The organism is Colwellia sp. 20A7 (assembly GCF_009832865.1).
Lineage (GTDB): Bacteria > Pseudomonadota > Gammaproteobacteria > Enterobacterales > Alteromonadaceae > Colwellia.
The window spans coordinates 555,185-579,248 of sequence record NZ_CP047130.1; the positions used below are offsets into that span (position 1 = coordinate 555,185).

Annotated in this window: 17 protein-coding genes; 6 read left to right on the top strand and 11 right to left on the bottom strand. The window is 36.2% G+C overall.

The window, feature by feature from the left end; all coding sequences use genetic code 11:
• Positions 1-14: 14 nt before the first annotated feature.
• On the bottom strand, positions 15-221 hold the full coding sequence (locus GQS55_RS02400; RefSeq protein ID WP_033092258.1) for a cold-shock protein: 207 nt from the start codon (positions 219-221) through the stop codon (positions 15-17).
• 707 nt (positions 222-928) lie between these two features.
• On the opposite strand from GQS55_RS02400, the gene GQS55_RS02405 reads away from it, so the two are divergent.
• Positions 929-3,490, top strand: coding sequence for a TonB-dependent receptor plug domain-containing protein (locus GQS55_RS02405; protein ID WP_159817627.1), 2,562 nt, complete (start codon positions 929-931; stop codon positions 3,488-3,490).
• A gap of 91 nt (positions 3,491-3,581) precedes the next feature.
• A complete protein-coding gene (locus GQS55_RS02410; RefSeq protein ID WP_159817629.1) occupies positions 3,582-5,048 on the top strand; it encodes a tetratricopeptide repeat-containing sulfotransferase family protein in 1,467 nt (488 codons plus the stop codon).
• Between the two features lie 127 nt (positions 5,049-5,175).
• On the opposite strand, the gene GQS55_RS02415 is transcribed toward GQS55_RS02410, so the two are convergent.
• The 6 genes from GQS55_RS02415 to GQS55_RS02440 all read right to left on the bottom strand — a co-directional run bounded on the left by GQS55_RS02415 (position 5,176) and on the right by GQS55_RS02440 (position 13,987).
• The gene (locus tag GQS55_RS02415; RefSeq protein ID WP_159817631.1) at positions 5,176-7,194 is read right to left on the bottom strand and encodes a HAMP domain-containing methyl-accepting chemotaxis protein; all 2,019 of its coding nucleotides are present in this window, start codon (positions 7,192-7,194) and stop codon (positions 5,176-5,178) included.
• 262 nt (positions 7,195-7,456) lie between these two features.
• Positions 7,457-8,308 (bottom strand): symmetrical bis(5'-nucleosyl)-tetraphosphatase, encoded by an 852-nt coding sequence (locus GQS55_RS02420; protein ID WP_159817633.1) that lies wholly within the window; start codon positions 8,306-8,308, stop codon positions 7,457-7,459.
• A 21-nt stretch (positions 8,309-8,329) separates the two neighbouring features.
• Positions 8,330-9,217, bottom strand: a complete 888-nt coding sequence (rsmA, locus tag GQS55_RS02425) for a 16S rRNA (adenine(1518)-N(6)/adenine(1519)-N(6))-dimethyltransferase RsmA (RefSeq protein WP_159817635.1) — start codon at positions 9,215-9,217, stop codon at positions 8,330-8,332.
• 21 nt (positions 9,218-9,238) lie between these two features.
• Positions 9,239-10,231, bottom strand: a complete 993-nt coding sequence (gene pdxA / locus GQS55_RS02430) for a 4-hydroxythreonine-4-phosphate dehydrogenase PdxA (RefSeq protein WP_159817637.1) — start codon at positions 10,229-10,231, stop codon at positions 9,239-9,241.
• A 2-nt stretch (positions 10,232-10,233) separates the two neighbouring features.
• The gene (gene surA / locus GQS55_RS02435) at positions 10,234-11,541 is read right to left on the bottom strand and encodes a peptidylprolyl isomerase SurA (RefSeq protein ID WP_159817639.1); all 1,308 of its coding nucleotides are present in this window, start codon (positions 11,539-11,541) and stop codon (positions 10,234-10,236) included.
• A 46-nt stretch (positions 11,542-11,587) separates the two neighbouring features.
• On the bottom strand, positions 11,588-13,987 hold the full coding sequence (locus GQS55_RS02440; protein WP_236559740.1) for an LPS-assembly protein LptD: 2,400 nt from the start codon (positions 13,985-13,987) through the stop codon (positions 11,588-11,590).
• 118 nt (positions 13,988-14,105) lie between these two features.
• Between GQS55_RS02440 and djlA the strand changes: the two genes are divergently transcribed.
• Positions 14,106-14,927: a co-chaperone DjlA gene (gene djlA, locus GQS55_RS02445; protein WP_159817641.1), complete on the top strand. Its 822-nt coding sequence runs from the start codon at positions 14,106-14,108 to the stop codon at positions 14,925-14,927.
• A 382-nt stretch (positions 14,928-15,309) separates the two neighbouring features.
• Here the strand turns inward: djlA and GQS55_RS02450 are convergent, their stop codons facing one another.
• The 4 genes from GQS55_RS02450 to GQS55_RS02465 all read right to left on the bottom strand — a co-directional run bounded on the left by GQS55_RS02450 (position 15,310) and on the right by GQS55_RS02465 (position 21,235).
• On the bottom strand, positions 15,310-16,275 hold the full coding sequence (locus tag GQS55_RS02450) for a DUF3530 family protein (RefSeq protein ID WP_236559741.1): 966 nt from the start codon (positions 16,273-16,275) through the stop codon (positions 15,310-15,312).
• Between the two features lie 165 nt (positions 16,276-16,440).
• Positions 16,441-17,124: a bifunctional tRNA pseudouridine(32) synthase/23S rRNA pseudouridine(746) synthase RluA gene (gene rluA / locus GQS55_RS02455; RefSeq protein WP_159817643.1), complete on the bottom strand. Its 684-nt coding sequence runs from the start codon at positions 17,122-17,124 to the stop codon at positions 16,441-16,443.
• Positions 17,124-20,042 carry an RNA polymerase-associated protein RapA gene (gene rapA, locus GQS55_RS02460; RefSeq protein WP_159817645.1) on the bottom strand — a complete coding sequence of 973 codons (2,919 nt, stop codon included), beginning with the start codon at positions 20,040-20,042 and terminating at the stop codon, positions 17,124-17,126. Before rapA ends, rluA begins: the two co-directional genes overlap by 1 nt.
• A 275-nt stretch (positions 20,043-20,317) precedes the next feature.
• Positions 20,318-21,235, bottom strand: coding sequence for a LysR family transcriptional regulator (locus GQS55_RS02465; protein ID WP_159817647.1), 918 nt, complete (start codon positions 21,233-21,235; stop codon positions 20,318-20,320).
• A 156-nt stretch (positions 21,236-21,391) separates the two neighbouring features.
• Here GQS55_RS02465 and GQS55_RS02470 point away from each other — a divergent pair, with 156 nt between their 5' ends.
• The 3 genes from GQS55_RS02470 (at position 21,392) to GQS55_RS02480 (ending at position 23,935) form a co-directional block, all read left to right on the top strand.
• Positions 21,392-22,564 carry an MFS transporter gene (locus GQS55_RS02470; RefSeq protein ID WP_159817649.1) on the top strand — a complete coding sequence of 391 codons (1,173 nt, stop codon included), beginning with the start codon at positions 21,392-21,394 and terminating at the stop codon, positions 22,562-22,564.
• A 169-nt stretch (positions 22,565-22,733) separates the two neighbouring features.
• Positions 22,734-23,270 (top strand): redoxin domain-containing protein, encoded by a 537-nt coding sequence (locus tag GQS55_RS02475; protein WP_159817651.1) that lies wholly within the window; start codon positions 22,734-22,736, stop codon positions 23,268-23,270.
• A gap of 158 nt (positions 23,271-23,428) precedes the next feature.
• Positions 23,429-23,935, top strand: coding sequence for a DUF3016 domain-containing protein (locus tag GQS55_RS02480; protein WP_159817653.1), 507 nt, complete (start codon positions 23,429-23,431; stop codon positions 23,933-23,935).
• Positions 23,936-24,064: the final 129 nt, after the last annotated feature.

The window sequence follows — 24,064 nt, forward strand, 5'->3', positions numbered from 1 at the left end:
ACTTTAATTAAAAATTAAAGTGCAACAATGTTCTCAGCTTGAGGGCCTTTTTGACCATCAGTAACTGTGAATTCAACTTTTTGACCTTCAGCTAAAGTTTTGAAACCTTCGCCAACGATTGCGTTGAAATGAGCAAAAACGTCTGGACCATTTTCTTGCTCGATGAAACCGAAACCTTTAGCTTCGTTAAACCATTTTACTGTACCAGTAGTTGTAGACATAAGAATATTCCTATTTGTTTATTTATGAGTAATTGAGCTCAATCAGCTTGTATTATACAAAACTGACGAAGCGGGTTTGCTAAAAAGTGTTGCTATTACTTATAAAACAGGACGAGAAATATCTATCAAGCAGAAATTTACAGCGAAATGGTGTACAAAAATATAAAACTAACTTCAAGCGACCTTAATTATAAAGCCGTACCGATTGTTGTCAATACTTATGTCGTAATACAGGCATATTTATTGATTATTAATTGCCTGACTAATGTTGATTTAATGTTTTTATGTAATGAAAGTGTTAATTATGTGTATCTTTTTATAACTTTTTTGCATGCTCATGATGTTTTTTATTACCTTTTTGTTTTAATTGAATAATAAAAACCACCTCTTGTTATTTGTTTTTTATTTCATAACTCATTGTTTGCAAGGTATTTTTATTTGATTTTTATGGTGGTTTTATTGCTAAAGGTAGAGCAGGTGACGGTAGATTTTATAATGGATTAATTTTCATCCCTTGTAAGTATTGAAACACTACATTATAAATAGGTAGTGGTTAGTATTATTTGTACTAATTAATACGGCACATGAAAAATTCAATGCGCTGTAGTATAAAAATATAAAAAATATAAAAATTAGTACTCTACTTTTACTCTTGAGTTTAAGAACAAGTAACTAATTTAAAAACAATAATCTTAGAAGGAAGTAACATGTCAACAAAATTTAGAGCCACTACACTAGCTTTAGCTGTAAGTGTAGCGTTAGGCACCGCACCCTCGTATGCAGCCGAAAAAGCTGATTCAGTAAAAGAAGAAAAAGTAGAGCGTATTGCTGTTGTTGGTTCACGTGGCGCACCTCGTTCTGTTAATGACTCACCAGTACCTATAGATATTATCGGTGGTGATGAATTAGCAAAAGGTGGTAATACGGATATGCTTGAACTATTAAAAGGAAGTGTCCCTTCTTTAAATGTTCATAGTAATCCTATATCTGATGCAGCAAGTTTAGTTAAGCCTGCAAATCTACGTGGTTTATCTTCAGACAGTACATTAATTTTAGTCAATGGTAAGCGCCGTCATCGTGCTTCTGTTATCGCGTTACTCGGCGGTGGCATAAATGATGGTGCTCAAGGTCCTGATATTTCAGTTATTCCTAGTTCTGCATTAAAACAAGTTGAAGTTTTACGCGATGGTGCTGCGGCCCAATATGGTAGTGATGCTATCGCTGGTGTAATGAACTTTGTTTTAAAAGATGATTCGGATGGTGGCAGTTTAACGGTGAGAGCTGGATCTTATTATGAAGGCGATGGTGATACGTTAGAAGTGTCAGGTAACATTGGTATGGAGCTGACCAAAGATGGCTTTATCAATGCCAGTTTCCAATATAAAAACTCTGATGCAACGAGTCGAAGCGTGCAACGTACCGATGCCGCTGCTTTCGATGCCGTTGGTGTTGAAGGTATAGAAAACCCTGCTCAAGTTTGGGGTTCGCCAAAAGTTGAAGATGACTACACCATCTTTATTAACTCAGGTTTAGATTTAGGTGATAATAAAGAAGCCTATATGTTTGGTAACTTCTCTGAACGTGATGTCCGTGGTGGTTTTTACTACCGTAACCCACATACTCGTGGCGGAGTCTATAGCAATGGGGATACCGATGAAGATGGCGATCCAAATTTATTAATTGCTGATTTGGATGGTATTGGTGTTGGTGGAAGCTGTAGTCCTGTCAACATAACGACAGACAATGTATTAACTCAAGATGACTATATTAATAATGTGGTAAATGATGCTAACTGCTTTAGCTTCAATGAAATGCTGCCGGGTGGTTTTATACCAAACTTTGGCGGTAACATTGTTGATACCTCATTAACCATGGGTACGCGTGGCGAGTTAGACAATGGCGTTATGTATGATGTGAGTGGCTCTGTTGGTATGAATGAGTCGAGCTATGTTATTTATGATACGTTAAATGCTTCTTTAGGCCCTGTTACAGGGAGAGATTTTAGTCCTGGTAAGCATAGACAATTAGAAAAAACATTTAATCTCGATTTTAATAAAGAGCTTGAACTTGATGCTATCGATTATTTAATGGTTGCTGCCGGTTATGAATGGCATGCTGAATCTTTTGAAGTGACTGCTGGGGATGTAGACTCGTATATCGCTGGTCCATACACAGATCAAGGCTTTGGTATCGGCTCTAATGGTTTTCCAGGTTTTAAACCTGAGTCAGCGGGGGTTTTTTCACGTCAAAACTTTGCATTTTATGTTGATGTTGAAGCCCAGATCACAGAAGATCTATTAATAGGTACAGCACTTCGATATGAAGATTATAGTAGTTTTGGTGACGATACTAACTATAAAGTTACCGCTCAATATAACGTAACTGAAGACTTTTCATTACGTGGCTCAATTAGTACGGGCTTCCGTGCCCCAACAGTTGGTCAAGCAAACTATTCAAATGTACAAACATCGTTAGATGGTGGTGTATTGTCGGATTCAGCATTGTTACCTGCCACTAACCCTGTTGCACAACAATTAGGTGCTACTGAGTTAACACCAGAAGAATCTGAAAGTTACACTTTAGGGGCTGTTTGGAATATTGGAGATGTGTTTATTACACTTGATTATTACAATATTCAAGTTGAAGATCGTATATCTCAATCAGATAAATATAATCTAACTGAAGATGATAAAGCAGCATTAACATTAGCGGGTGTAGCGAATGTAGATTCAATTCAACAAGTAAGCTTTTTTACAAATGATTTTGATACTACAACGCAAGGTATTGATTTAATAGCTAACTACTCTACTGAGTTACTTGAAGGTGATTCAGTGTTTAGTTTTGCCTATAACTATAACGAAACGAAAGTTGATAGCTATAGCGAAGTAACGGGCGATTTTAAAGTATCTCGTTTAGAAAATGACTTGCCTAATCACAGAGCGACTCTTACTTGGTCACAGAGTTATGATGACTTTAGTTTCTTTGTACGTGGTAACTACTACGGTGAATATCAAGGCGTTCATGTAGATTACGATGCAACAATTGGTGATGGTGATGCGGCTTTATTATTTGATGCTGAAGCAAGTTATTTCATAAATGACTCATTTACTGTTGCTGTTGGTGCGCAAAACATCTTTGATGAACAAGCAACTAAAATCAACCGCCAAGATGGTGGTGATAACAGTGCGTGGGGTGGTGTTTATTATGAAACATCTCCTTTTGGATTTAATGGTGGTTACTACTATGTAAAAGCAACGTACAACTTCTAATAGATTTAAATTAAAAGTTTTACGTTAAAACCCCAGCAATTGCTGGGGTTTTTATTGGTATTCATTTAATAAACAGAATAAAGCACAAAATATGAGTTTAATTGTTCAAGCTAACTTGCTATTGAAACAGAATCAAATCAAACAAGCTGAGTCCTTATACCGGCAATTACTAACACAAAACCCTAATAATATTGATGCATTATGGGGATTGGGTAAAGTTGCGCTAGCGCTTGATAGTTATCAGCCTAGTTATGATATTTTCAAACGATGTGTACAACTCGCGGCTAATGCCTCACCTTTGTGGTTATCATTAGCTCAATCTTGTCAAAAACTTCAACGTTTTGAAGAGGCGGAGCAAGCATTACTAAAAGCTTATGAGATTAAAAAGGAGAGTATTACAACGTTATTATCCTTAGTTATTTTTTATTGTCAGTCGAATCAGTTGGCTAAAACGAAAAAATACCTCGATGCACTCTTCTCTATAGCACCTAATAATATTCGTGTATTTTGTTTAAAAGTTCGAATAAATGTACAGGTTATACTTGATGAGCATGCACAAAGTTTTTTAGAAAAATTGACAGATAAAACAAATGATTTAACCCAGAAAGAGCAGGTGTTACTTCATTATGCCTTTGCACAGTTATATCAACAATCGTCAAATTATAAGCAAGCATTCTATCATTTTACTCAAGCAAATGAATTACAGGTGTTACAAGTATCATTCACCGTTGCCGATATGGAAGACTACTTTTCTCAACTAATAAAAGCTTTTTCATCCACTTTTATAGATAAAATAAAACAAGAACAAGCGGTGAATTTATCACGAATAAAGAAACCTCTTTTAACGCCAATATTTATTGTTGGGCAGCCACGTTCAGGCTCTACTTTGTTAGAACAAATGTTAATTAGTCATACCGATATTAGCTCTGCCGGTGAATTACCTTTTTTAGCTGGGGATATTGCTCAGGGGATTTGGCAGCTAACTAAGCAAGAATTTCCTCAAGGATGTGCACATTTAACGGTAAAGCAGCGTGAATCATTAGCTCAGCATTATTTAGCTAATATGCACACCTTGGCACCAAAAGCTAAATTCATTATTGATAAAATGCCGGCAAACTATCAATCTATTGGTTTGATTAAAATGCTTTTCCCACATGCGAAAGTTATTCATATTTCACGCGCGGTGAAGGATGTTAGTTGGTCAATATTTACTAATAACTTTGATGCTGCAGAACCTTATTTTTGTTCAATGTCAGAGATAGTTAATTACCATAAAAACTATCAGCAAGTGATGTCTCATTGGCAGCAGGTGTTACCAGAATTTATTCATAATATTAGTTATGAGGAACTTGCCGCGTCTCCTAAAGAATCACTTACTAAGCTTTTGAATTTTTGTTCATTAAGTTATCAAGAAAAGTGCTTAAGCTTTGAAAATAAGTCGCGTCATATTGATACGCTGAGTGATATACAATTACGTGATGGTTTACAGCGTAATATAGCTAGGACGTGGTTACCTTACCAAGAATACCTTCCTGTTTGTTTTAATGAATTGTGTTAATTTATGGGGCTTATTGGGAAGAAATATTAAGTGTTGATAAGTTAGAAAAATACTTCAGTGAAGTGTCTTAAAATAAAAAAGCCTGCATTATTTTCACAATGCAGGCTTTTTATTAATCAGTCTATTTTTACAATTTAAATTCTTGAACTGATTGTTGTAATTCTTCTGAAAGACGAGCTACTTCACTACTTGAGGCGGCTGTTTGTTGCGAGCCAGCAGTAGTTTGCTCAGCAATAGCAACGATTGACTCGAGGTTTTCACTAATTTCATGTGCAACGACATTTTGCTCTTCTGCCGCTGTCGCTATTTGTGAACTACGATCATAAGCTTCATGTACCGCATGCGTAATTGTTTCTAGTGCTCTATCCGCTTCTTTAGATTGCGTTACACAGTCGCTGGCTTTAGCTTTACCTGTGTCCATTACTGTTACCGCTTTTTCTGCACCTGATTGCAGAGATTCAATCATGGTGTGAATTTCTGCAGTAGATTCTTGTGTTCTACTCGCAAGCGTTCTAACTTCATCAGCAACAACAGCAAAACCTCGACCATGCTCACCGGCACGTGCAGCTTCAATAGCCGCGTTTAAAGCAAGTAAGTTAGTTTGGTCAGCAATGGCACGAATAACATCCAATATACCGCCAATAGAAGCGCTATCCTGCTGTAATTGATTAATTACATGTGCAGCAGAGTCAACTTCTCTCGCTAATTGTTCAATGGTTTCACGATTACGACCAGAAATTGTTTTAACTCGTTCTGCTTCATCATCAGCATGCTTAATTTCGTTAAGTGCATCGTTAGCGCTAGATAATACACTTTTGGCCGTACTGCTCATTTCAGTTGTTGCTGAAGCAGCTTGTTCTACTTGATTGCGTTGCTCCTCTATTGCAATGGTACTTTCTGCTGTTACAGTTGATGTTTCTTCAGCAGCTGCAGCAAGTTGTGCTGAGCGGTTTACAATACCTTCGATAAGGCTACGTAAACTATCAATAAGCACATTACAGTTTTTCGCTAAGAGCGCAAATTCGTCCTTACCCGTTTCATCTAGTTTTCGTGAAAGATCGCCAGAAGATACTATATTTAGCATATCATTTACACGACTTAGTGGACGAGTAATACTTAGTAAGGTAAAACGTGCGATAACGAAAGCAATAATAATTGACACTATTGCGATAATAGTTGTTTGTTTGTTACCACTATCTACCGAGCTTTTAACTAGTTCACTTGAAGCTAAAGTTGCTTGATTAGCTAGTTCTACCTGTGTGTCTAATATTTTATTTGCGCGAATAGTATCTTGCTCTAAAGCTTCTAACATGGCTTTAGCTTGTTTATTCGCAATTAACTGAGATTTTTTATGAAATATAGTACCAGCATCGGAAGAGAGTAATCCCTCAAGCTCACTAAAAGCGTCTGATAACTCTTCTGCAATACTCTCCATATTATTCATCGTTAGTTCAGCTATAATCTCGTTTACTGAAGATTGAGCTCCTTCTAAACTAAATGAAATTTCACTTTCTATCAGGTCAGCAGTACTGTCTGAATTGATATCTCGATACTCTAAAGACGAGGATACAATAGCATTGAATTGATTTTCTAACTGTTCACTTAAACTGATCGCGCGCTGTAATTTAGTCTCAGCTAATCGATGATCAGCTAAATCAAGTAATAATGTGACGGCATCATCAGCCTTGTCTTCTAAGTCACTGACTTTTTCTTTTAATAATATACTTTGCTCAATAGAAATTTTACGGTTGCTGAAAACTGAGAGTGCATTTTTTTCAAGACTGCTAAAGACTTGGGATACTTGATTTAAATTTCCCATTAACTCATTTTCATTTTGTACCAATGCTTTTAATTGCTCAAATTCGGGCATGAATTGCGCATTTATCGATCTATAGCGATTTAAGTTTACTGCTAATAAATCAAGATTTGTTTGATAAAAACCTCTTAGTGTCGAGCTTTCCATTTTCTCTAATGCTAAAGCTAGTTTATTACTCCCTTTTAAGGTAGGAATAGCTAATTGGTTTTGTTGTTGAGTTGAGTCGCTAATTGTATTCAAGTTAAGTAAGGAAATTACGCTGGTTAAAATCAGTAGAATTGAAATGATGGCAAAACCACCAATTATTTTCATTGCTACAGTTAAATTCATATATATCACCAATTAGTTTGAATAAAATTATTAGTTAAATACTAGTAAGTACTCTAACTAACAATGATTATGTTGTGTTATTTCATTTTATTTTTTGAGTAAATGTTAAATTAGTACGACTTCGATATAAATTTTATGGGCTGACCATCTTGTCTATATAGACCGTAACTCTTGCATATTTTTAAAAGGCATATTGATAATAAGTATCATCAATTAATTCAGTATATCAAGGTATTAAACTTTTTCACCCTTAAAATGCGTTTTATTTAGTAGATTTTAAGTGAGATTGCTCTATAAAAGTTTTTTTATCATGCCAGCGTAGCATCGTTAGATGTTTCCCCCAGACACAACCAGTATCTAATGCATAAATATTAGGAACTGAGCAGTTGCCCATAAGTGCGGCCCAGTGGCCAAAAACCCAAGTGGTTTTTTTTATTGTTGGTGATAGTTCGTACCAAGGTAATAGCATTTCTTGGTTTGTTTTAGTTGAGTCAAGTTTTGAGCTAGGTGCTAATGGAGCCGACTTATTATGAAATTCTAGTCGTTTATCTATGTAGCAATAACGCATTCTGGTAAAGGAATTTATAGTATAACGAAATCTATCTTCTTCAGTTTTCGCTTGTTGCCAATTATCAGGTTTTTCACCATACATGGCCGAAAGCCAATAATCCCTATTGGTAGCGCTAAGTTTTATTTGTGCGTAATTTGCTTGTTCTATTGCTTGTTGTAAGTTCCATTGAGGAGATATTCCCGCATGGCTCATATAAGCATCATCATTACCTATTTGCTGTAATAGAGGTTGCTGAGCTAGCCAGTTCATTAAATCATCAACATCATCAGCGGCCAGTAATTTAGCAAGCTTATCTTGTTCTTTTACTTTTTTAATGCCGGCATATACCGCAAGCAGGTGAAGATCGTGATTACCCAGAACTACTTTTGCCGATTGCTTGAGTGATTTTACGAAACGAAGGGTTGCTAAAGAATCAGGGCCTCTAGCAACAAGATCGCCAGCTAAATACAGTTGGTCAACTTCTTGATCAAAAGCGACTCTGTCTAATAGTGCTCTAAGTTCACTATAACAACCCTGAATATCGCCAACTAAGTAAATTGCCATTTAACTGTTACCCTTTAATGGTTAACTTTGTTCATTTTCTCTATTTATTGCACGTCTAGACTGTTTTTTATTACTCTTCTCAATCTCTTTTGCAGGGGGATTATCAACAATGAAGTTAGCAAGCATAATGAAATCATCAAGTGTTAAATTTTCAGGGCGTAAATTCGCATCAATATCAAGGCTGGTTAATTGTTCTACACTAATTAATTTTTTAAAGCCGTTACGTATGGTTTTTCTACGTTGATTAAAAGCGGCTAAACATACGGTGTTAAGTGCGTTGATATCCTTTACCGGATTTTCTATAGTTTTGTGCGGTATTAAGCGCACAATAGCAGAGTCAACTTTAGGTGCAGGTTTAAAAGCCTCTGGACCTATTTCCATTACTGGAATAACTTGGCATTGGTATTGTGTCATAATTGATAAACGACCATACGCTTTACAATGAGGTTCTGCAGCCATTCGCTCTACGACTTCTTTTTGTAGCATGAAGTGCATATCTTTAACCTTATCTTTAAAGGTTAAAAGGTGGAAAATTAATGGCGTAGATATATTGTAGGGTAAGTTACCAAAGATACGTAATGGGTTCTCTATCCCACTTTCATTTTGTGCTAACGCTGCAAAATCAAAATTTAATGCATCAGTTTCATAAATGGTTAAATGTGGGGCTAAAAAAGGATGATGGCGTAATCTATGCGCAAGATCTCTATCTAATTCTACTACAGATAGCTTCCCTGCTCTTTCAACTACTGGCTCTGTTAGTGCGCCAAGCCCAGGACCGATTTCAATTAAATTCTCACCAGGCTCAGGGTTAATTGCATCAATTATGTCACTGATTACGGCATCGTTATGAAGAAAGTTTTGACCAAAGCGCTTTTTAGCTTGATGACCTAAGTGGGTTTTACTGTTCATAAATATTCTCTAGTTGTCAGGCTATTTAACACGGTTTGCTACTTCGACTAAATCAATAGCAGTCTTCATTGCTTCCATCATGCTACCAGAATCAGCAAGACCAGTACCAGCAAGTTCAAGTGCAGTACCGTGATCTACTGAAGTACGAATAAAAGGTAAACCTAATGTTATATTTACCGATGAACCAAAACCTTTATACTTCAATACAGGTAAGCCTTGATCGTGGTACATAGTTAAAATTGCATCGGCATCATTTAAGTATTTTTCATGGAAAATAGTATCAGCAGGTAAAGGGCCAATAATATTCATTCCTTCTTCTCTAAGCTCAGCAAAAGCTGGTTCCATTACTTCAATTTCTTCACGGCCTAAATGTCCATCTTCACCTGCATGAGGGTTGATACCACAGACATAAATTTTTGGTGAAGCGATACCAAATTTGCTTTTTAAATCTTGATGAAGAATACGGGTAACTTTTTGTAAACGTTCAAAAGTTATTGCTTTAGATACGTAGGCTAAAGGTATATGTGTCGTTACTAAAGCAACACGTAAACCTTCCGTTGCTAGCATCATTACAACGTCAGTACAATTTGCTTGGTTGGCAAAATATTCAGTGTGACCACTAAAAGGTACGCCTGCTTTATTAATCAAACCTTTGTGAACAGGGCCAGTAACAATAGCATCAAACTCACCCGAGATATTTTTCTCGCTTGCTACTCTTAATGTTTCGACAACATAAGCGCCATTATCTGTATCTAGGGTACCTGCGATAGCAGGTGCTCCTAATGGGATGTCTACGATAGTTAAGGTGCCTTTAGCTTGAGGCACAGCTTTAGCATTAGCATCATAATCAATCAGTGTAATCGGTAAGTTTAGCTGTTGGGCACGCTCTTCCATTAATGCTTTAGATGCAATAACAACAACTTGAGCTGGCCAAGGTTGTTGAGCAATTTTAAGCACTAAGTCAGGACCAATACCAGCAGGTTCACCGGGTGTAATAGCAATGCGTTTAGTCATGCTTATTTATCCTGTTCAAAAATTTCGATGTAAGCGTCATCGCGAGTTTCTTTCATCCAACGCGCATCTTCAAGGGCAAATTTACGGCTATGAAGAATTTGATAGGCTCTGTTCTGATTCATTTGTGAAGTAGCATCAACCATACGTCGATCATTTAATTGAATGATATGCCAGCCAAATGAAGAGCGAAAAGGCTTGTGATATTCACCAGGTTGCATGGTAGCTAGCGCTTCTTTAAAGGCAGGGTCATAGCTTTTTGGATCGGCCCAACCTAGATCACCACCACGAACAGAGGTAGGACCTTCAGAAAATTCTTTAGCTGCATCAGCAAAAGTAATCTCACCCGCTTTAACTCTATCTAATAGTGCTTGTAATTGTGCTTCTGCTTTCTCTTCACTTAAAATTATAGATGGCTTTATTAATATGTGGCTAGCTTTAACTTCTTCAACTTCTACTATTTGGCGGCCACGAATATCAAGTATTTTAACAATACTAAACCCTAAACCAGTACGAATAGGGCCAACAACAGTACCTTTATCTTTCCCTGCAATTAATTCAGAGAAAAGCGTTGGCATTTCATTAATGTTTTTCCAGCCTAAATCACCACCTTCGAGTGCGTTAGCACCGCCCGATGAAGCAATAGCAATTTTCTTAAAGTCAGAGCCATTGTTTAATAATTCAATTACTTTATCGGCACGTTCTTTATTTGAATTCAACTCCGCTTGAGTAGGATCAGAAGGAAACTCTATCAAGATATGACCAAGGTTATATTCAACATCATTGGTGGTTTGTTCTTTCATCAATTCTAATAAATTAGAAACTTCTTGTGGGGAAATATAGATGCGGCGTTGCACACTATTACGGCGAACTTCACCAGAAATTAATTCAGTACGAACACTTTCACGATATTTCTCATAATCAGTACCATCGTTAATAAGTGATTGACGAAATTGAGATAAAGTAAGTTTATTTTCCTTTGCCATATTCGTGATTGTTTGATCTAATTGAGCATCACTGACTTGTACACCCATACGTTCGCCAATTTGTAAGGTTAAGTTATCGTTAATTAGCTTATCCATAACTTGTGTACGTAAAGCATTATTTGACGGTAATGCTTGATTGTTTTTTATTGCTTGCTGTTTAATATTCTCCAATAGGCTTTGAACTTCAGATTCAAGTACTACGCCACTGTTTACAATAGCAGCAACTTTGTCCAGTTGTTTTTCTTCGGCTTGTGCTATTTGTATTCCAGAGTGAAGGACGGTGGTTAATATTAACGTTTTAAGTAAAATAGTAGCTAAATTTTTCATGAATTATTACATCTTGGTTATGGTGCATTATAAATTGTAATTATGTTTAGTTTTGTAAATAGTAAGGACGTTTATAGCCAAAAATACTTGAATTAAACATGTCTTGTGTGCCGATGGTATCTTGCTTGCCATCTAGCCCCTTTATGATGAACTGTAGTTCTAAACCACTATTAAATTCATCTCGGTTTTCATTAGAAAACCCATCATTTAAGTTTGAGTTTATATATCTATGGTACGCAATTCGTATAGCCCAGCAACAACTTTCATATTGTATGCCTGTGTAGCTTTCTATACTACGCTGCTCTTTTAAATCTTGTGTAACACGTCCCACAAAAGCCCAATCTCGGTTAATAGCAACGTTTGCTAGTAATGACATTTGCTCTAAACTACTACCTGAGACATTACGAGTATACCTATGGTTCAATTGAACTGAATTATATTTATCAATTTGATAATTTACAGCCGCTTGACTCTTATTCGTGAAGTTATCAATTGTATTGTATTGTATATCGCTACTCATTTGCCACTTATGATTTAAGCGGTAAAATAAATTAGCAGCAACTGATGATTGTTGGACACTTGAATTGTTATCGCTATTGGCGAGTATCTCATCGAGGGAGTCACTAGTATTAATAGAGTCCAGATAATCTAAAGAGTTCAGAGAATTAATGAAGTTAGCAGAATTCTTACTTGATAAATATTGAATACGACCAATACTTAAACGAAAAACTTCTAAATTTGACTCATTAAGAATTCGTGTAGTAATGCCCCAAGTGTACTGATTAGCACTGGCAACTCTATCTAAACCGCTATAACTTCTATCTCTAAATAAACCATTGAAATCGTCTTGTAAGTTAGAGGTGTCATATAATCCTATATTCGATTGATCTTCTTCTGGAATATACAAATACTGAATTTGAGGCTCTATGGTTTGAGTATAATTATTGTTAAATAATGATAACGTTCTATCGAAATTAACACCGCCGTGGAAGCGTATTTTCGGTAATGTTCGGCTTACAGTTTCGGTTAACTCACTTCCCACTTGGATATTATCTTGCTGATAATACGTATGCATTAACTTAAATTCTGAATTTAAAAACCAAGCCGGCGTAGAAAAAGGAAAACTAACCCCTGCTTCAACATGGTAACGATTTGCGTTAACTTGATCACTGGTTTCGCTTTCAAAACTTGTTAACTCTGAGTACAACTCTAGCTGCCCTGATAAACCTAGTTCAGAAAATAAAGTAAAGGGCTCTTGAGCTGATATTTCTATATGAGGTAATGTTTTATAACTTGCTTGGTGATCACCTAACACTTCAAAATCTTGCAATTTCATTGTGGTTTGCCATTGTTCACCAAAATAAGATAATTCACCTATTTGATACAAGTAAGCATCATTTGAATTGTATTGATTAGAGCCAATATCAATTAGATAATTTTCATCACTAATGGTGGTGTAATCTATGTAAGCACGGAAGTTATCAGAAAATGTTCCCACATGCTGAAACCTTGCCAGGTAGCGGGCTGAATTATCTGATTTAAGTTCGTTATCTCGGTGAAGATATTCAATATCAAGATTACCGCTTTGTAGTCCAGACAAGTAACGGAATTCTGTTTTTAATTGTGTACCACGTTTTGACATATAACGAGGTGTTATAGTTGCGTCCATATTAGGAGCTATATTCCAATAATACGGCGTCTCAATTTCTATGCCAGAGTTAGTTGTGCTACCAATCTTTGGATATAAAAGGCCACTTTTTCGTTGGTCAGAAACCGGAAAAGTGAAATAAGGTAAGTATAAAACGGGTGTATCAAATAATCTGACTTGTGCATGATAAGCTTGACCTTCATTACCATCAGCAGATATTTTTATTTCAGAGGCTTTTATCTGCCAGGCTGGGTTATCTCCTATACACGTTGTATAAGTTGAACCTGCTAAGCTTAGACCTTCCTTTGAGTTTATTTGTAATTCGTTAGCACTACCATGACCTGGATTACCATAAAGTTGATAAGCAGCATCAAGCATTGTGCTTTTTTGTTCTTTTTTACTGGCGTAGAGCTTACTGGCATGAATATCAATATTTTTATTTTGATAGTGTATGTTGCCGGTTGCATTAAACGTCATTAATAAACGGTCAAAATTAAGTTCGTCAGCTTGTATCATTTGATTTTTATCAACAAGCGTAACACCGCCGCTAAAATTGGCAATTTGATCTTTTTCAATATTTGCATAATTAGACGTAATATTAATACTATCGTCAGTTATCTTGGGTCCATTGGTTACCATTGGAATATAGATAGGAATAGGGCATTGAAGCTGAAATAGCTCATCTGTTTCTGAATCTACTTCAGAATTTTTTTCAATAGTTGTTTCAGCTAACGCAGACATTGAAAATGTCATAGAGAAAGTAGCAATGAAAATAAGGGATAATTGGAGAAAATGCATTTATTTGTAAATGTTATCTTAAATATGCGCAATGAAACGTATATGATATAGGAAATATAGCCTTCTAGCTACGAGAAGCAAGCAAATAGCACATAAAGTGTAGGAGAATGATTAAAAAATGCGTATTTGGGGGAAAGTTTTAGGATTTTTATTTGGCTTTATGCTGAGCAAAAATCTATTTGGTGCGTTATTAGGTGTCTGGTTAGGACATATGTTTGATCGTGGACGCGGTTTTGATTTTGATGGTGTCACGGGTGGTAAGGAAGATGATGTTGCTCGTCAAGCTGCTTTCTTTTACACAACCTTTTCTGTTATGGGACATGTCGCTAAAGCAAAAGGTCAGGTCACTAATCATGAAATAGCTTTTGCAAGTGCTTATATGGATAAACTTAATTTATCCAATGAGTTACGTCAGCAAGCACAAGATGCATTTCGTGAGGGGAAAACCACAGGATTCCCTTTAGAAGAACGGCTAAGAAAATTTAAGCGTATTTGTGGTAATCGCCATGATTTACGATTGATGTTTTTAGAAATTCAAATTCAAGTAGCTTTTTCTGATGGCGATTTAGATGCCAAAGAGCGTGAAGTTTTACATACTACTGCTAAATTTTTAGGTTATTCAGCCCGTCAATTAGATAATTTACTTGAAATGATTATTGCCGGCGCCGCTTTTAATCAACAAGCAGGGCAGAGTTATCAGCAATTCAATGGAGAAAATGCATCAACGAATGCCGGGCAGTTAGATAATGCTTATAAAATTTTAGGGGTGAGTAAAGACGATTCTAAAGGTGATATTAAAAAAGCTTATCGTAAGCTTATGTCTCAACACCATCCGGATAAATTAATTGCTAAGGGATTGCCACCTGCAATGATGGAAGCAGCAAAAGAGAAGACTCAAGATATTCAAGCCGCATACGATTTGATTTCAAAACAATCGTAAAAAAATTTAATTACCTTGTTTATAGAAATCCCAGTGACATAAATAAGCTTTGAACCAAGTATAGGGAAATGGTTATTTAATCCTAACTTGGTTTACGCTATTTATACCAATCTCACTAACTATGTGATCATTACTACTTGCTAAAATCACCAACTACATCGTTATTTATTTAATAGTTAGAACAACTAGTTATTGAAATAAATTCCTTGTGTTTGGCGATTTTTTCTACGTATAAAATTGTTCACTTAATTAATGAAACTGATATTAGATCGCTGTTCGAGATAAGAACGGCTATACAGAGTATTAACTGTTATTGAGGGTAATTACATCGTCATACTATTGGGCGTTTGATAATAGAGGTTTTAAGCTTTTAACTTAAATCTTACCAGCCAATAGACTTCAACCAACTATTTACTTGAGTAAGTAGTTCTGTTTCTGGATAGTACCCCATAGCGCTATTGTTTAGTTGGCGCTGACGATAATAGACTTTCATTTCTTGCTTAGACAATAACAAACGTTCTTTTGCTTTATATAGCGCAAAGTGATTATCTTTTTTTAGGTATAAATCTAGTACAGGGTATTCACTCGCGGCTAATTTTTTTGCAAAGTCGGTGTTAGCTTTATCAATTAATTTTTCATTGGTTAATACATAACTACTTAATAAAATAAGTGCGTTAGGTACTTGGCTAATATTGGGTTGCTCACCGCTTTGGCTTAATAGATCGACGAGTATTGCACCATGGTTGCCTTGAGCAATAATCATTACTATACCAGGATAATCTTTCGCCATGCTGAGCACTGCATTGATCATAGTGGCAAGTTTTATTTTGTAGTCGTTAATTATAGTTTGATTTTCTTCTTGCTGAACATCCACTTTTATCGCAGAAGAAGGGTAATTTTCTGGTTTATCCGTTGGCTGAATACTAATCGTTGTCCAACCATGTTGAGGCAGCTGATTTCGTAAGAAATTTATTGCTTTAGGGTTAGTTGCTCCTTGCTGCCAGTCAGGTAATAAAATTGCAACACCTTTACTATTTACACTGGTATTTTCTGTTATTAACGTAATGTAATCATCAGTACCTGCTAATAATGGTTTTACATTTTTGGTAGGTAAATAATGTGTTAAGTCATCTTTATGTTGTTGTGAAAGAGAAATTAGCGGTAGCGTAGGAGTATCTTCGGGGGGAGTGTTTTGAGCACCTTCTGATTTAATTGAGTCTTCAGAAATTTGAGCAGCATCATCTTTTGTTTCAGTTGCAGCATCTTGCTGTGCGACAGCATTTATATTTATCCAGGTTAATAATATGATAAATATGATTAGTTTAGATAATGTTAATGATGATCGCACAGTAATCCTTAATTTTAATACTTATCGAATAATTATTGAAATATTAGTTCAAAAGCTAGCTTAGATAATGAACAATAATATATATCGGCCTAGCAGGTAAAAATATTAACATAATCTATTAATCCCTTATCCTAACCTAATGTCTAAATCTAATAACTCAAAGTCTTAAGTAAATGGGCAAGGGGCAACAAAATTGAGTAATTCTCCTGTTACAGGGTGCGCTAAGCTTAGATTTCTTGCATGTAATGTTAACCGTGAACTCGCTGCTAAAGCTTGCTCGTGAGCATACAGTCTATCACCTAAAATTGGGTGCCCTAACGCTAGCATATGCACTCTTAATTGATGAGAGCGCCCTGTAACAGGCGTTAATTCAACTAAACTACTTTCTTCATCAGAGTTTAAGTCGTTGTAACTTAATACTTGATAGTGCGTTAACGATTGCTTGCCATTTTCATGATCTACTTTCTGTTTTGGTCTATTTGGCCAATCACATATTAATGGTAAGTCAACACTGCCTTCTTGATCTTTTACGTGACCATATACACGGGCAATATAGCTCTTTTTAGTTTTTCGTTGTTCAAACTGTCGGCTAATAGAAACATGGGCAGGTTTATTTAGCGCCATAATCATAATACCAGACGTTGCCATATCTAAACGGTGAACTACGGTTGCTGTGGGAAGCACTCGTTGAACTCTATTTTGTAAGCAGTCTTGGTGTTCAGGTAAGCGTCCTGGAACGCTCAATAGCCCGCTACTTTTATTTAGTACAACAATGTCCTCATCTTGAAAAATAATATCAAGATAAGGTGTCATTGGTGGTGTATATACAAAGTCTGGATTAGCAGCCATTAATGAGTCACTACTATCATACGAACGGCTTCAAAAGTGAGCTGGGCTTTATCAATATAATGCGTTAATTGACTTTGTTGATGAGCAATAAAGTCAATTTCGGCTTGTCGAACACTTGGGTTAACGGCTTTTAATGCAGTTAATCGTTGTTGCTCTTGTTCAAGCTTAGTTTGCATATTTTCTAATGCTTTTGTTTGAATAGCTTCAATTTGTTGCTTACCATGGCTTTCGGCTTGCGTGACTAGCGGTCCAATTTGTGATTTTAACGCTTTAATTAATTGTAAGGCTATTTGTTTTTTAACGGGTGCTAATTGGTTATCTAAAACAGACTCACTTACTTTATCAGCAAGATTATTACCTGTTTTATCAACTAAAATTCGAATAGGTGTGGTTGGTAAATAACGGCCTAATTGCAAGTGTGCAGGCGCTGTCGCTTCAACAGTGAATAAACATTCTAAAAAGAAAGTACCTACAGGCAAGGCTTCATTTTTTAATAGCCCAATACTTGCATTACCAATTTCGTCGCTGAGTACTAAATCTAGTACACCCCTAACCATTGGATGATCCCAAGTCAGTAACTGGTAGTTTTCATTAATTAAGGCGGTATTACGATCAAAAGTAACAGTGGTTCCATCTTCTGGTAAGCATGGAAAATTACTATTAAGCATGTGCTCACTTTGATTCAATGCGATGGAGTTATCCGCTTTGTCATCTTGTTGTACGCCAAACACATCTAACGCTTGAAACATAAATTGCGGTAAATAAATTTGTTTGTCATTTTTCTCAATTTTTTCTACTAACTCATGAGCACGCCCTTGACCTGATGAATTCAGTTCAAGTAACTTATCACGGCCAGATTCTAACTCCGCTTTTAGCTGACAATGTTTTTTCCAACTATCACTAACGAGTTGCTCTGCTTGGCTAGACACTTGTTGGTCACTTAACGCTAATGCCAGTAATTGTTCGCCATAAGCTTCATAAACTACGCGGCCAGTAATGCAGGTATGTTCAAAGGCTTGCATTCCTTGTTGATACCAATCGAGTAACAAGTGTTGTGCAGAATCTTGAAAATAAGGAATATGCAAACGAATAATTTCGGTTTGACCTATACGATCAAGACGACCAATACGTTGCTCTAATAAGTCAGGGTTGCTCGGTAAATCAAATAAGACTAAGTGATGCGCAAACTGAAAGTTTCGTCCTTCACTGCCTATTTCAGAGCAAAGCAGCAATTGTGCGCTGTCTTCATCTTGGGCAAAATACGCAGCGGCTTTATCGCGTTCAAATATCGATAGACCTTCATGAAATACTGCTGAGCGAATACCTTCTTTAATACGAAGAGCTGCCTCTAAATCTATCGCTGTTTGTGCATGTGCACAAATCACTAATACTTTTTCTTTTTTTAACGACTGAAGCAAATCAATTAAATAATCAACACGTGGATCAAAGTCCGTCCATACTTCATTTTGATGATCTAAGCTGTATAGCATTTCAGGTGTGAAAACGAACTTGGCTTGTTTTGAGCTAGCCAATGTTTCAGGGCAACCGCTTAGCATAAATTCATTCAATGACTCTTGATATTGCTCAGGCATAATTAATGGTGCTGGGTGTGCTTCACGCGCAGGGAAACCTTTAATTGTATTACGCGAGTTTCTAAATAAAATACGACCGGTGCCGTGTCTATCAAGTAATTGAGATAGTAACTGCTTACGAACTTTTTGTTGAACATCAGCATTGCTATCGTTTAGTTGGGTTAGCTGTTGGCTAATATCTGATTCTTTTAGTAATGCCGATAAGGTACTTTCTTGTACTGAAGAAAGCTTTTCGCCTTCAACTAAGGCATTGGCTGCATCAGCTATTTCGCTATAGCGAGACTCTTCTTCTATAAACTTGTCGTAATCGAAAAATCTATCAGGATCCAGTAATCGCAAGCGAGCAAAGTGACTCTCATGACCTAATTGATCAGGTGTTGCGGTAAGTAATAATACGCCAGGGATTACTTGTGCTAATTGCTCAATACACTGATATTCGATACTTGGTTTTTCTTTGTGGTAATTTAAATGATGAGCTTCATCTACTACCATTAAATCCCAGTCTTCACTAATTAATTCGTCGTACCATTTAGGATTTTTAGTAACAAAACCTAAGTTAACTAGCACTAATTGTTCACTGCTAAATGGGTTTACATTATCTTCACCAGCGACTTCATCACACCGGTCTTCATCAAAAATGCTGAAGCTTAAATTAAAGCGACGTAGCATCTCTACTAACCATTGATGCATTAGTGACTCAGGGACTATGATCAAAATACGTTTTGCGCGTCCACTAACAAGCTGTTGATGTATTATCAAACCCGCTTCGATGGTTTTACCTAAACCTACTTCATCGGCAAGCAAAACACGAGGAGCAAAGCGGTTACCAACCTCATCAGCAATATAAAGCTGATGAGGAATAAGGCTAACGCGAGCGCCAGTTAAACCCATCAATTCAGATTGTTGCTGTTCATACTGATGGTGTAAACAGTCTTTACGCAAGCGGAACCAGTCAAGTCTATCAACTTGGCTGTTAAGTAAACGGTCGTGAGGTTTATTAAATTTTATAAAGTGATCTATCATCACCTCTTTTAATGAGGTTTCTTCGTTTAGATCATTACCTTGTTTTATGCCATGATAGGTAATAATGCCATGTTCTTCAGAGCTTGAGGTTACCTTTAATCTCCAACCTTCATGGCTTGGAATGGTGTCACCTTGGTTAAAGATAACACGAGTTAAAGGGGCATTCGCTTTGGCATATTGACGTGATTCACCAGTGGCAGTAAAGACAATTGTAACGAACCTGTGCTCTATATTTGTAACTGTCCCTAACCCTTGATCTGACTCACTGTCACTTATCCAACGCTGACCTACCTGAAATGGCATAAAAAATAACTCCAAAAACTATAAATTTAACAAAAATTACGATGCTGAATGAACAGCATGAAAAAAGGGGCTATAGTACCTTTTCGCTATTCATAATCATAGTTAGCTTTAAAAAAGTTTAGTGTTTTTTTATCGTTATTTGTTAACTAAATGTTTATTATTTGAGTGTCTATACTTATCTGAGTACTTAAATATAGGTATATAGTATTGATACTAGTGCTATTTTTATCTAAAGACTTTCTTTTATTTATTTAAAGAACCAAGTATTGCTCTAATTATGACAACCTAGTCATACCGTGTTCTATTTCTTCTTTTGCGGCTAGCACTATATGAATGAAGGCATTTACTGTTGCGTTATTACTCGTTTTTTTATATTGAATATGTAGTGGGATTTGTGTATTTACATTATCTAATTCAATAAATTTACACCCTTCACTATATAACTTACGAATACAGTAAGGGGCAATTGCAACACCTAACCCAGCCGCTACTTCAGTTACTAAGGTTTGCATATGCCTTGGTTGGCTGATTATGTTCGGTGAGAACCCTGCTTGTTTACAATGTATTATTGTTTCATCAAATAACCCGAGTGCTTCATCGCGATTAAAAAGTATAAAGTGCTCGTCTTTTAACTGTGCTAAATTGATGCTTTGGTTCTTTGCAAATTTATGGTTTTCATTAACGATAGCAACTAACTTATCAATATAAATGCAATGGCTAATAAAGTCGTCATTAATTGAATTGGGTAGCGGTCTTGAAAAAGCAATATCTATTTGTTCATTTTTCAATGCGTCAATTTGTTCTGTTGCTGTCATTTCAAATAAGGTTACATGAACATGTGGGAATTGAGACCGATAAGTAAGCACTAAGGTAGCCATGAATGATAAACAGGCGGAGCCTAAATAAGCAATATTAAGTGAACCTATTTGACCATTGTGTGCAAGTTTTACTTGGGTTTTAGCTTGCTCAGTTAAGGATAAAATGGTCATAGCATCTTTTAATAATTGCTCTCCGGCTTCAGTAATTGTTACATCACGTGAATTACGGTTAAACAAAACTACACCAAGCTCGGTTTCTAAGGTAGATATATGACGACTAATAGCAGGCTGAACCGTATGTAATTCGCGAGCAGCGTCTGAAAAACTTTTGTATTTAGCCACGGTAATAAAGCTTTTTAGTATTTTTAGTTCCATAGCTGATTCACTTTTTAGTTACTTCTTATATACAAGTGGTTTAGATTAAAATTCTATTTATACATTTTTAGTATTGATTCAATAATATATTACCATTTTTGTTATAGGTTAATAAAGCCTATTATCCATAGATAATTTATCTACCCAAGACACACCATGAACAACCCTAAAGAAAGTCAGTCATTGAGCCGATTTATATTATTGCTGATGACTACCGCAATTGCGGCTACAGCGGCAAATCTATACTACAGCCAACCAATTTTACCGCTTATTGCCGATGAGTTTAATTTAACTTACTCACAGTTAGGGAGTATTCCAGCGTTTACCCAATTTGGTTACGCTTTTGCGTTGCTATTTATCTCTCCGTTAGGTGACTCTATTGCCCGCCGGCGCTTAATTAGTATTTTGTCGTGTGTTTTAGTCCTTGCCTGTGCAGCTGCCGTAATAGCACCAAGCTTACCAATATTATTGGGCGCGGTTTTTTTAATTGGTGTTAGTGCCAATATTACCCAGCAGTTAATACCATTCGCTGCTTCTATGGTGTCGGCAGATAACAAAGGCGCAACCTTGGGCACGTTAATGATGGGGTTAACACTTGGTATTTTACTTTCAAGAACCTTAAGTGGTTTTGTTGGTGAGCAGTTTGGCTGGCGTAGTGTCTTTATTATGTCAGCAGTTTTGGCTGCTATCTTTGGTGTTTTGTTACAGTTATTTCTACCAACCAATAAACCACAAACCAATTTACGTTATTTACCACTTATTAAAAGTACTGTCGGTTTGTTTTTTCAGCATAAATCGCTACAAATTTACACCTTATCAGGCGCATTTTGGTTTGCTGCTTTTAATGTACTCTGGGCAACATTAGCTATTTATGTAAGCGACACTCCTTTTAACTACAATGCACAAGAAGCCGGGTTCTTTGGTGTTATTGCGTTAGCGGGCGTTATTGGCGCAAAATCGTCAGGTAAATGGGTTAATACATTAGGCTCTAAAAAATTAATCATGATGGTGCTGATACTTGCGGCAATAGGTTTTGCTATCACGGGTGTCTTTACAGGAAATTTAATTGCTTTAATTATCGGTATTGTTTTAATCGATTTTGCCATTTTTAGTGCACAAGTAGCCAATCAAGTACGTGTCTTTAGTATCGACCCAAGTGCACAAAGCCGAATTAATGGTATTTATATGTTAGGTTATTATCTTGGTGGCGCGCTTGGCTCTGTTGCCGGTGTTACAGCCTTTTCGCTTTATCAATGGCCTGGCGTTGTGGCGGTTAGTGTTATATTTATTGCAATTAGTGCTACTTTTAATTCGTTAGCAAAAAAATAACATTGGCTCATGTTTAAACTTTGTTAGCCGTTTGTATGAACAAGCTAAATGTTGTGAGTAATGACAACCTATTGTATACCAACAGCTTAACTATTATGGTGGGTACACTTGTTGTATTTACCTTACAGATTAACAACAGTAAAATTCACTAATAATTAAAGAGATCACTATGACAAACTCAGTAAAAATAACAGCTGGTAATATTTTTCCTGCTATTGAAGCAACATTGCTTAACGGTACGACTGTAGATATGAGTAAAGCACATAGCGGTGCTGATTGGCAGATGATTATTGTGTATAGAGGTAAGCATTGTCCACTATGTGTTCGATACTTAAATTTATTAGAAGAACAGCAAGAAGCATTAAAGGCGATTGGTGTGAGCGTATCGGCTATTTCAGCCGACTCAAAAGCTCAACTTGAAGGGACTATGGAGCAATTATCAATAACTTATCCTATTGCTTACGGTTTAACTGAGCAGCAAATGCAGCAATTAGGGCTTTATATCTCAGCTCCCCGCTCTGAGCAAGAAACTGATCATAACTTCGCTGAACCTGGACTATTTATTATTAACGATGAAGGTAATACTCAAGCAGTAAATATTTCTAACACACCATTTCTACGTCCAGAATTAGATGTTGTCGTAAGAGGTTTAACTTTTGTTCGTAACCAAGATGATTATCCAATTCGTGGCACAGTGACTTATTAATATTTCGTTAATTTGACTTGTATATTTCTAGCCTTAAAGCGCACATAAAAATTTTCCTGATGGCGTTATTTTACTCGTTATGTTGTTACAACTTTTTACAATCTCATTGCGGTAAATATGCTTTAATAGCTTATACCCATTATCAATAGGATAGAGTGATGAAAATATTAACCACAATATTATTTAGCTTGTTTATTACGTTATCATCTTCTGGCATTGCTTGTGCGGCGACATCAGAAGTGACTTGGACAGACTATGAAAAATATCGAGATATTCGACCAGGTAATGGCAGTCGAAAACACTTTCGTGAAAGCACCTTTCATAATTTAGAAAAACACATTGCTAAACTTGCTGAGAAACTTCCAGAAGGGCAAGTTTTAAAAATTGACGTGACTGATGTTGATTTAGCTGGTGATACATTGGCCGGAGGCATAGACCAAATTCGAATTGTTAAAGATATTTATTTCCCTAGAATCAACTTTTCTTATCAATTAGTGGGTGCTGATGGCAATGAAATTGACTCTGCTGAAGTGATACTTAAAGACATGAGCTTTATGATGGGAAGTCGTCTAAGGTATCGAAATGAATTGTTAGGTTATGAAAAAAACATGCTTGATGAGTGGTTTTTAGATGTATTTAAAGAGCGATTTTTGCTAGAAGAATAACCATAAAAAAAAGTTTTGAATCAATTTATGATTGAAGTCGAAGCACGTTTAAATAACTTGATTTCAAATGGGCTATTGCTTTATTACCATATAAAGCATAATAAAATTATTTTACTATTTTATAAAAAT

Excerpts from the sequence above, each read along its gene's own strand:
- GQS55_RS02400 (WP_033092258.1), bottom strand. The coding sequence starts at position 221 with ATGTCTACAACTACTGGTACAGTAAAATGGTTTAACGAAGCTAAAGGT.
- GQS55_RS02405 (WP_159817627.1), top strand. The coding sequence starts at position 929 with ATGTCAACAAAATTTAGAGCCACTACACTAGCTTTAGCTGTAAGTGTA.
- GQS55_RS02410 (WP_159817629.1), top strand. The coding sequence starts at position 3,582 with ATGAGTTTAATTGTTCAAGCTAACTTGCTATTGAAACAGAATCAAATC.
- GQS55_RS02415 (WP_159817631.1), bottom strand. The coding sequence starts at position 7,194 with ATGAATTTAACTGTAGCAATGAAAATAATTGGTGGTTTTGCCATCATT.
- GQS55_RS02420 (WP_159817633.1), bottom strand. The coding sequence starts at position 8,308 with ATGGCAATTTACTTAGTTGGCGATATTCAGGGTTGTTATAGTGAACTT.
- rsmA (WP_159817635.1), bottom strand. The coding sequence starts at position 9,217 with ATGAACAGTAAAACCCACTTAGGTCATCAAGCTAAAAAGCGCTTTGGT.
- pdxA (WP_159817637.1), bottom strand. The coding sequence starts at position 10,231 with ATGACTAAACGCATTGCTATTACACCCGGTGAACCTGCTGGTATTGGT.
- surA (WP_159817639.1), bottom strand. The coding sequence starts at position 11,541 with ATGAAAAATTTAGCTACTATTTTACTTAAAACGTTAATATTAACCACC.
- GQS55_RS02440 (WP_236559740.1), bottom strand. The coding sequence starts at position 13,987 with ATGCATTTTCTCCAATTATCCCTTATTTTCATTGCTACTTTCTCTATG.
- djlA (WP_159817641.1), top strand. The coding sequence starts at position 14,106 with ATGCGTATTTGGGGGAAAGTTTTAGGATTTTTATTTGGCTTTATGCTG.
- rluA (WP_159817643.1), bottom strand. The coding sequence starts at position 17,124 with ATGGCTGCTAATCCAGACTTTGTATATACACCACCAATGACACCTTAT.
- rapA (WP_159817645.1), bottom strand. The coding sequence starts at position 20,042 with ATGCCATTTCAGGTAGGTCAGCGTTGGATAAGTGACAGTGAGTCAGAT.
- GQS55_RS02465 (WP_159817647.1), bottom strand. The coding sequence starts at position 21,235 with ATGGAACTAAAAATACTAAAAAGCTTTATTACCGTGGCTAAATACAAA.
- GQS55_RS02470 (WP_159817649.1), top strand. The coding sequence starts at position 21,392 with ATGAACAACCCTAAAGAAAGTCAGTCATTGAGCCGATTTATATTATTG.
- GQS55_RS02475 (WP_159817651.1), top strand. The coding sequence starts at position 22,734 with ATGACAAACTCAGTAAAAATAACAGCTGGTAATATTTTTCCTGCTATT.
- GQS55_RS02480 (WP_159817653.1), top strand. The coding sequence starts at position 23,429 with ATGAAAATATTAACCACAATATTATTTAGCTTGTTTATTACGTTATCA.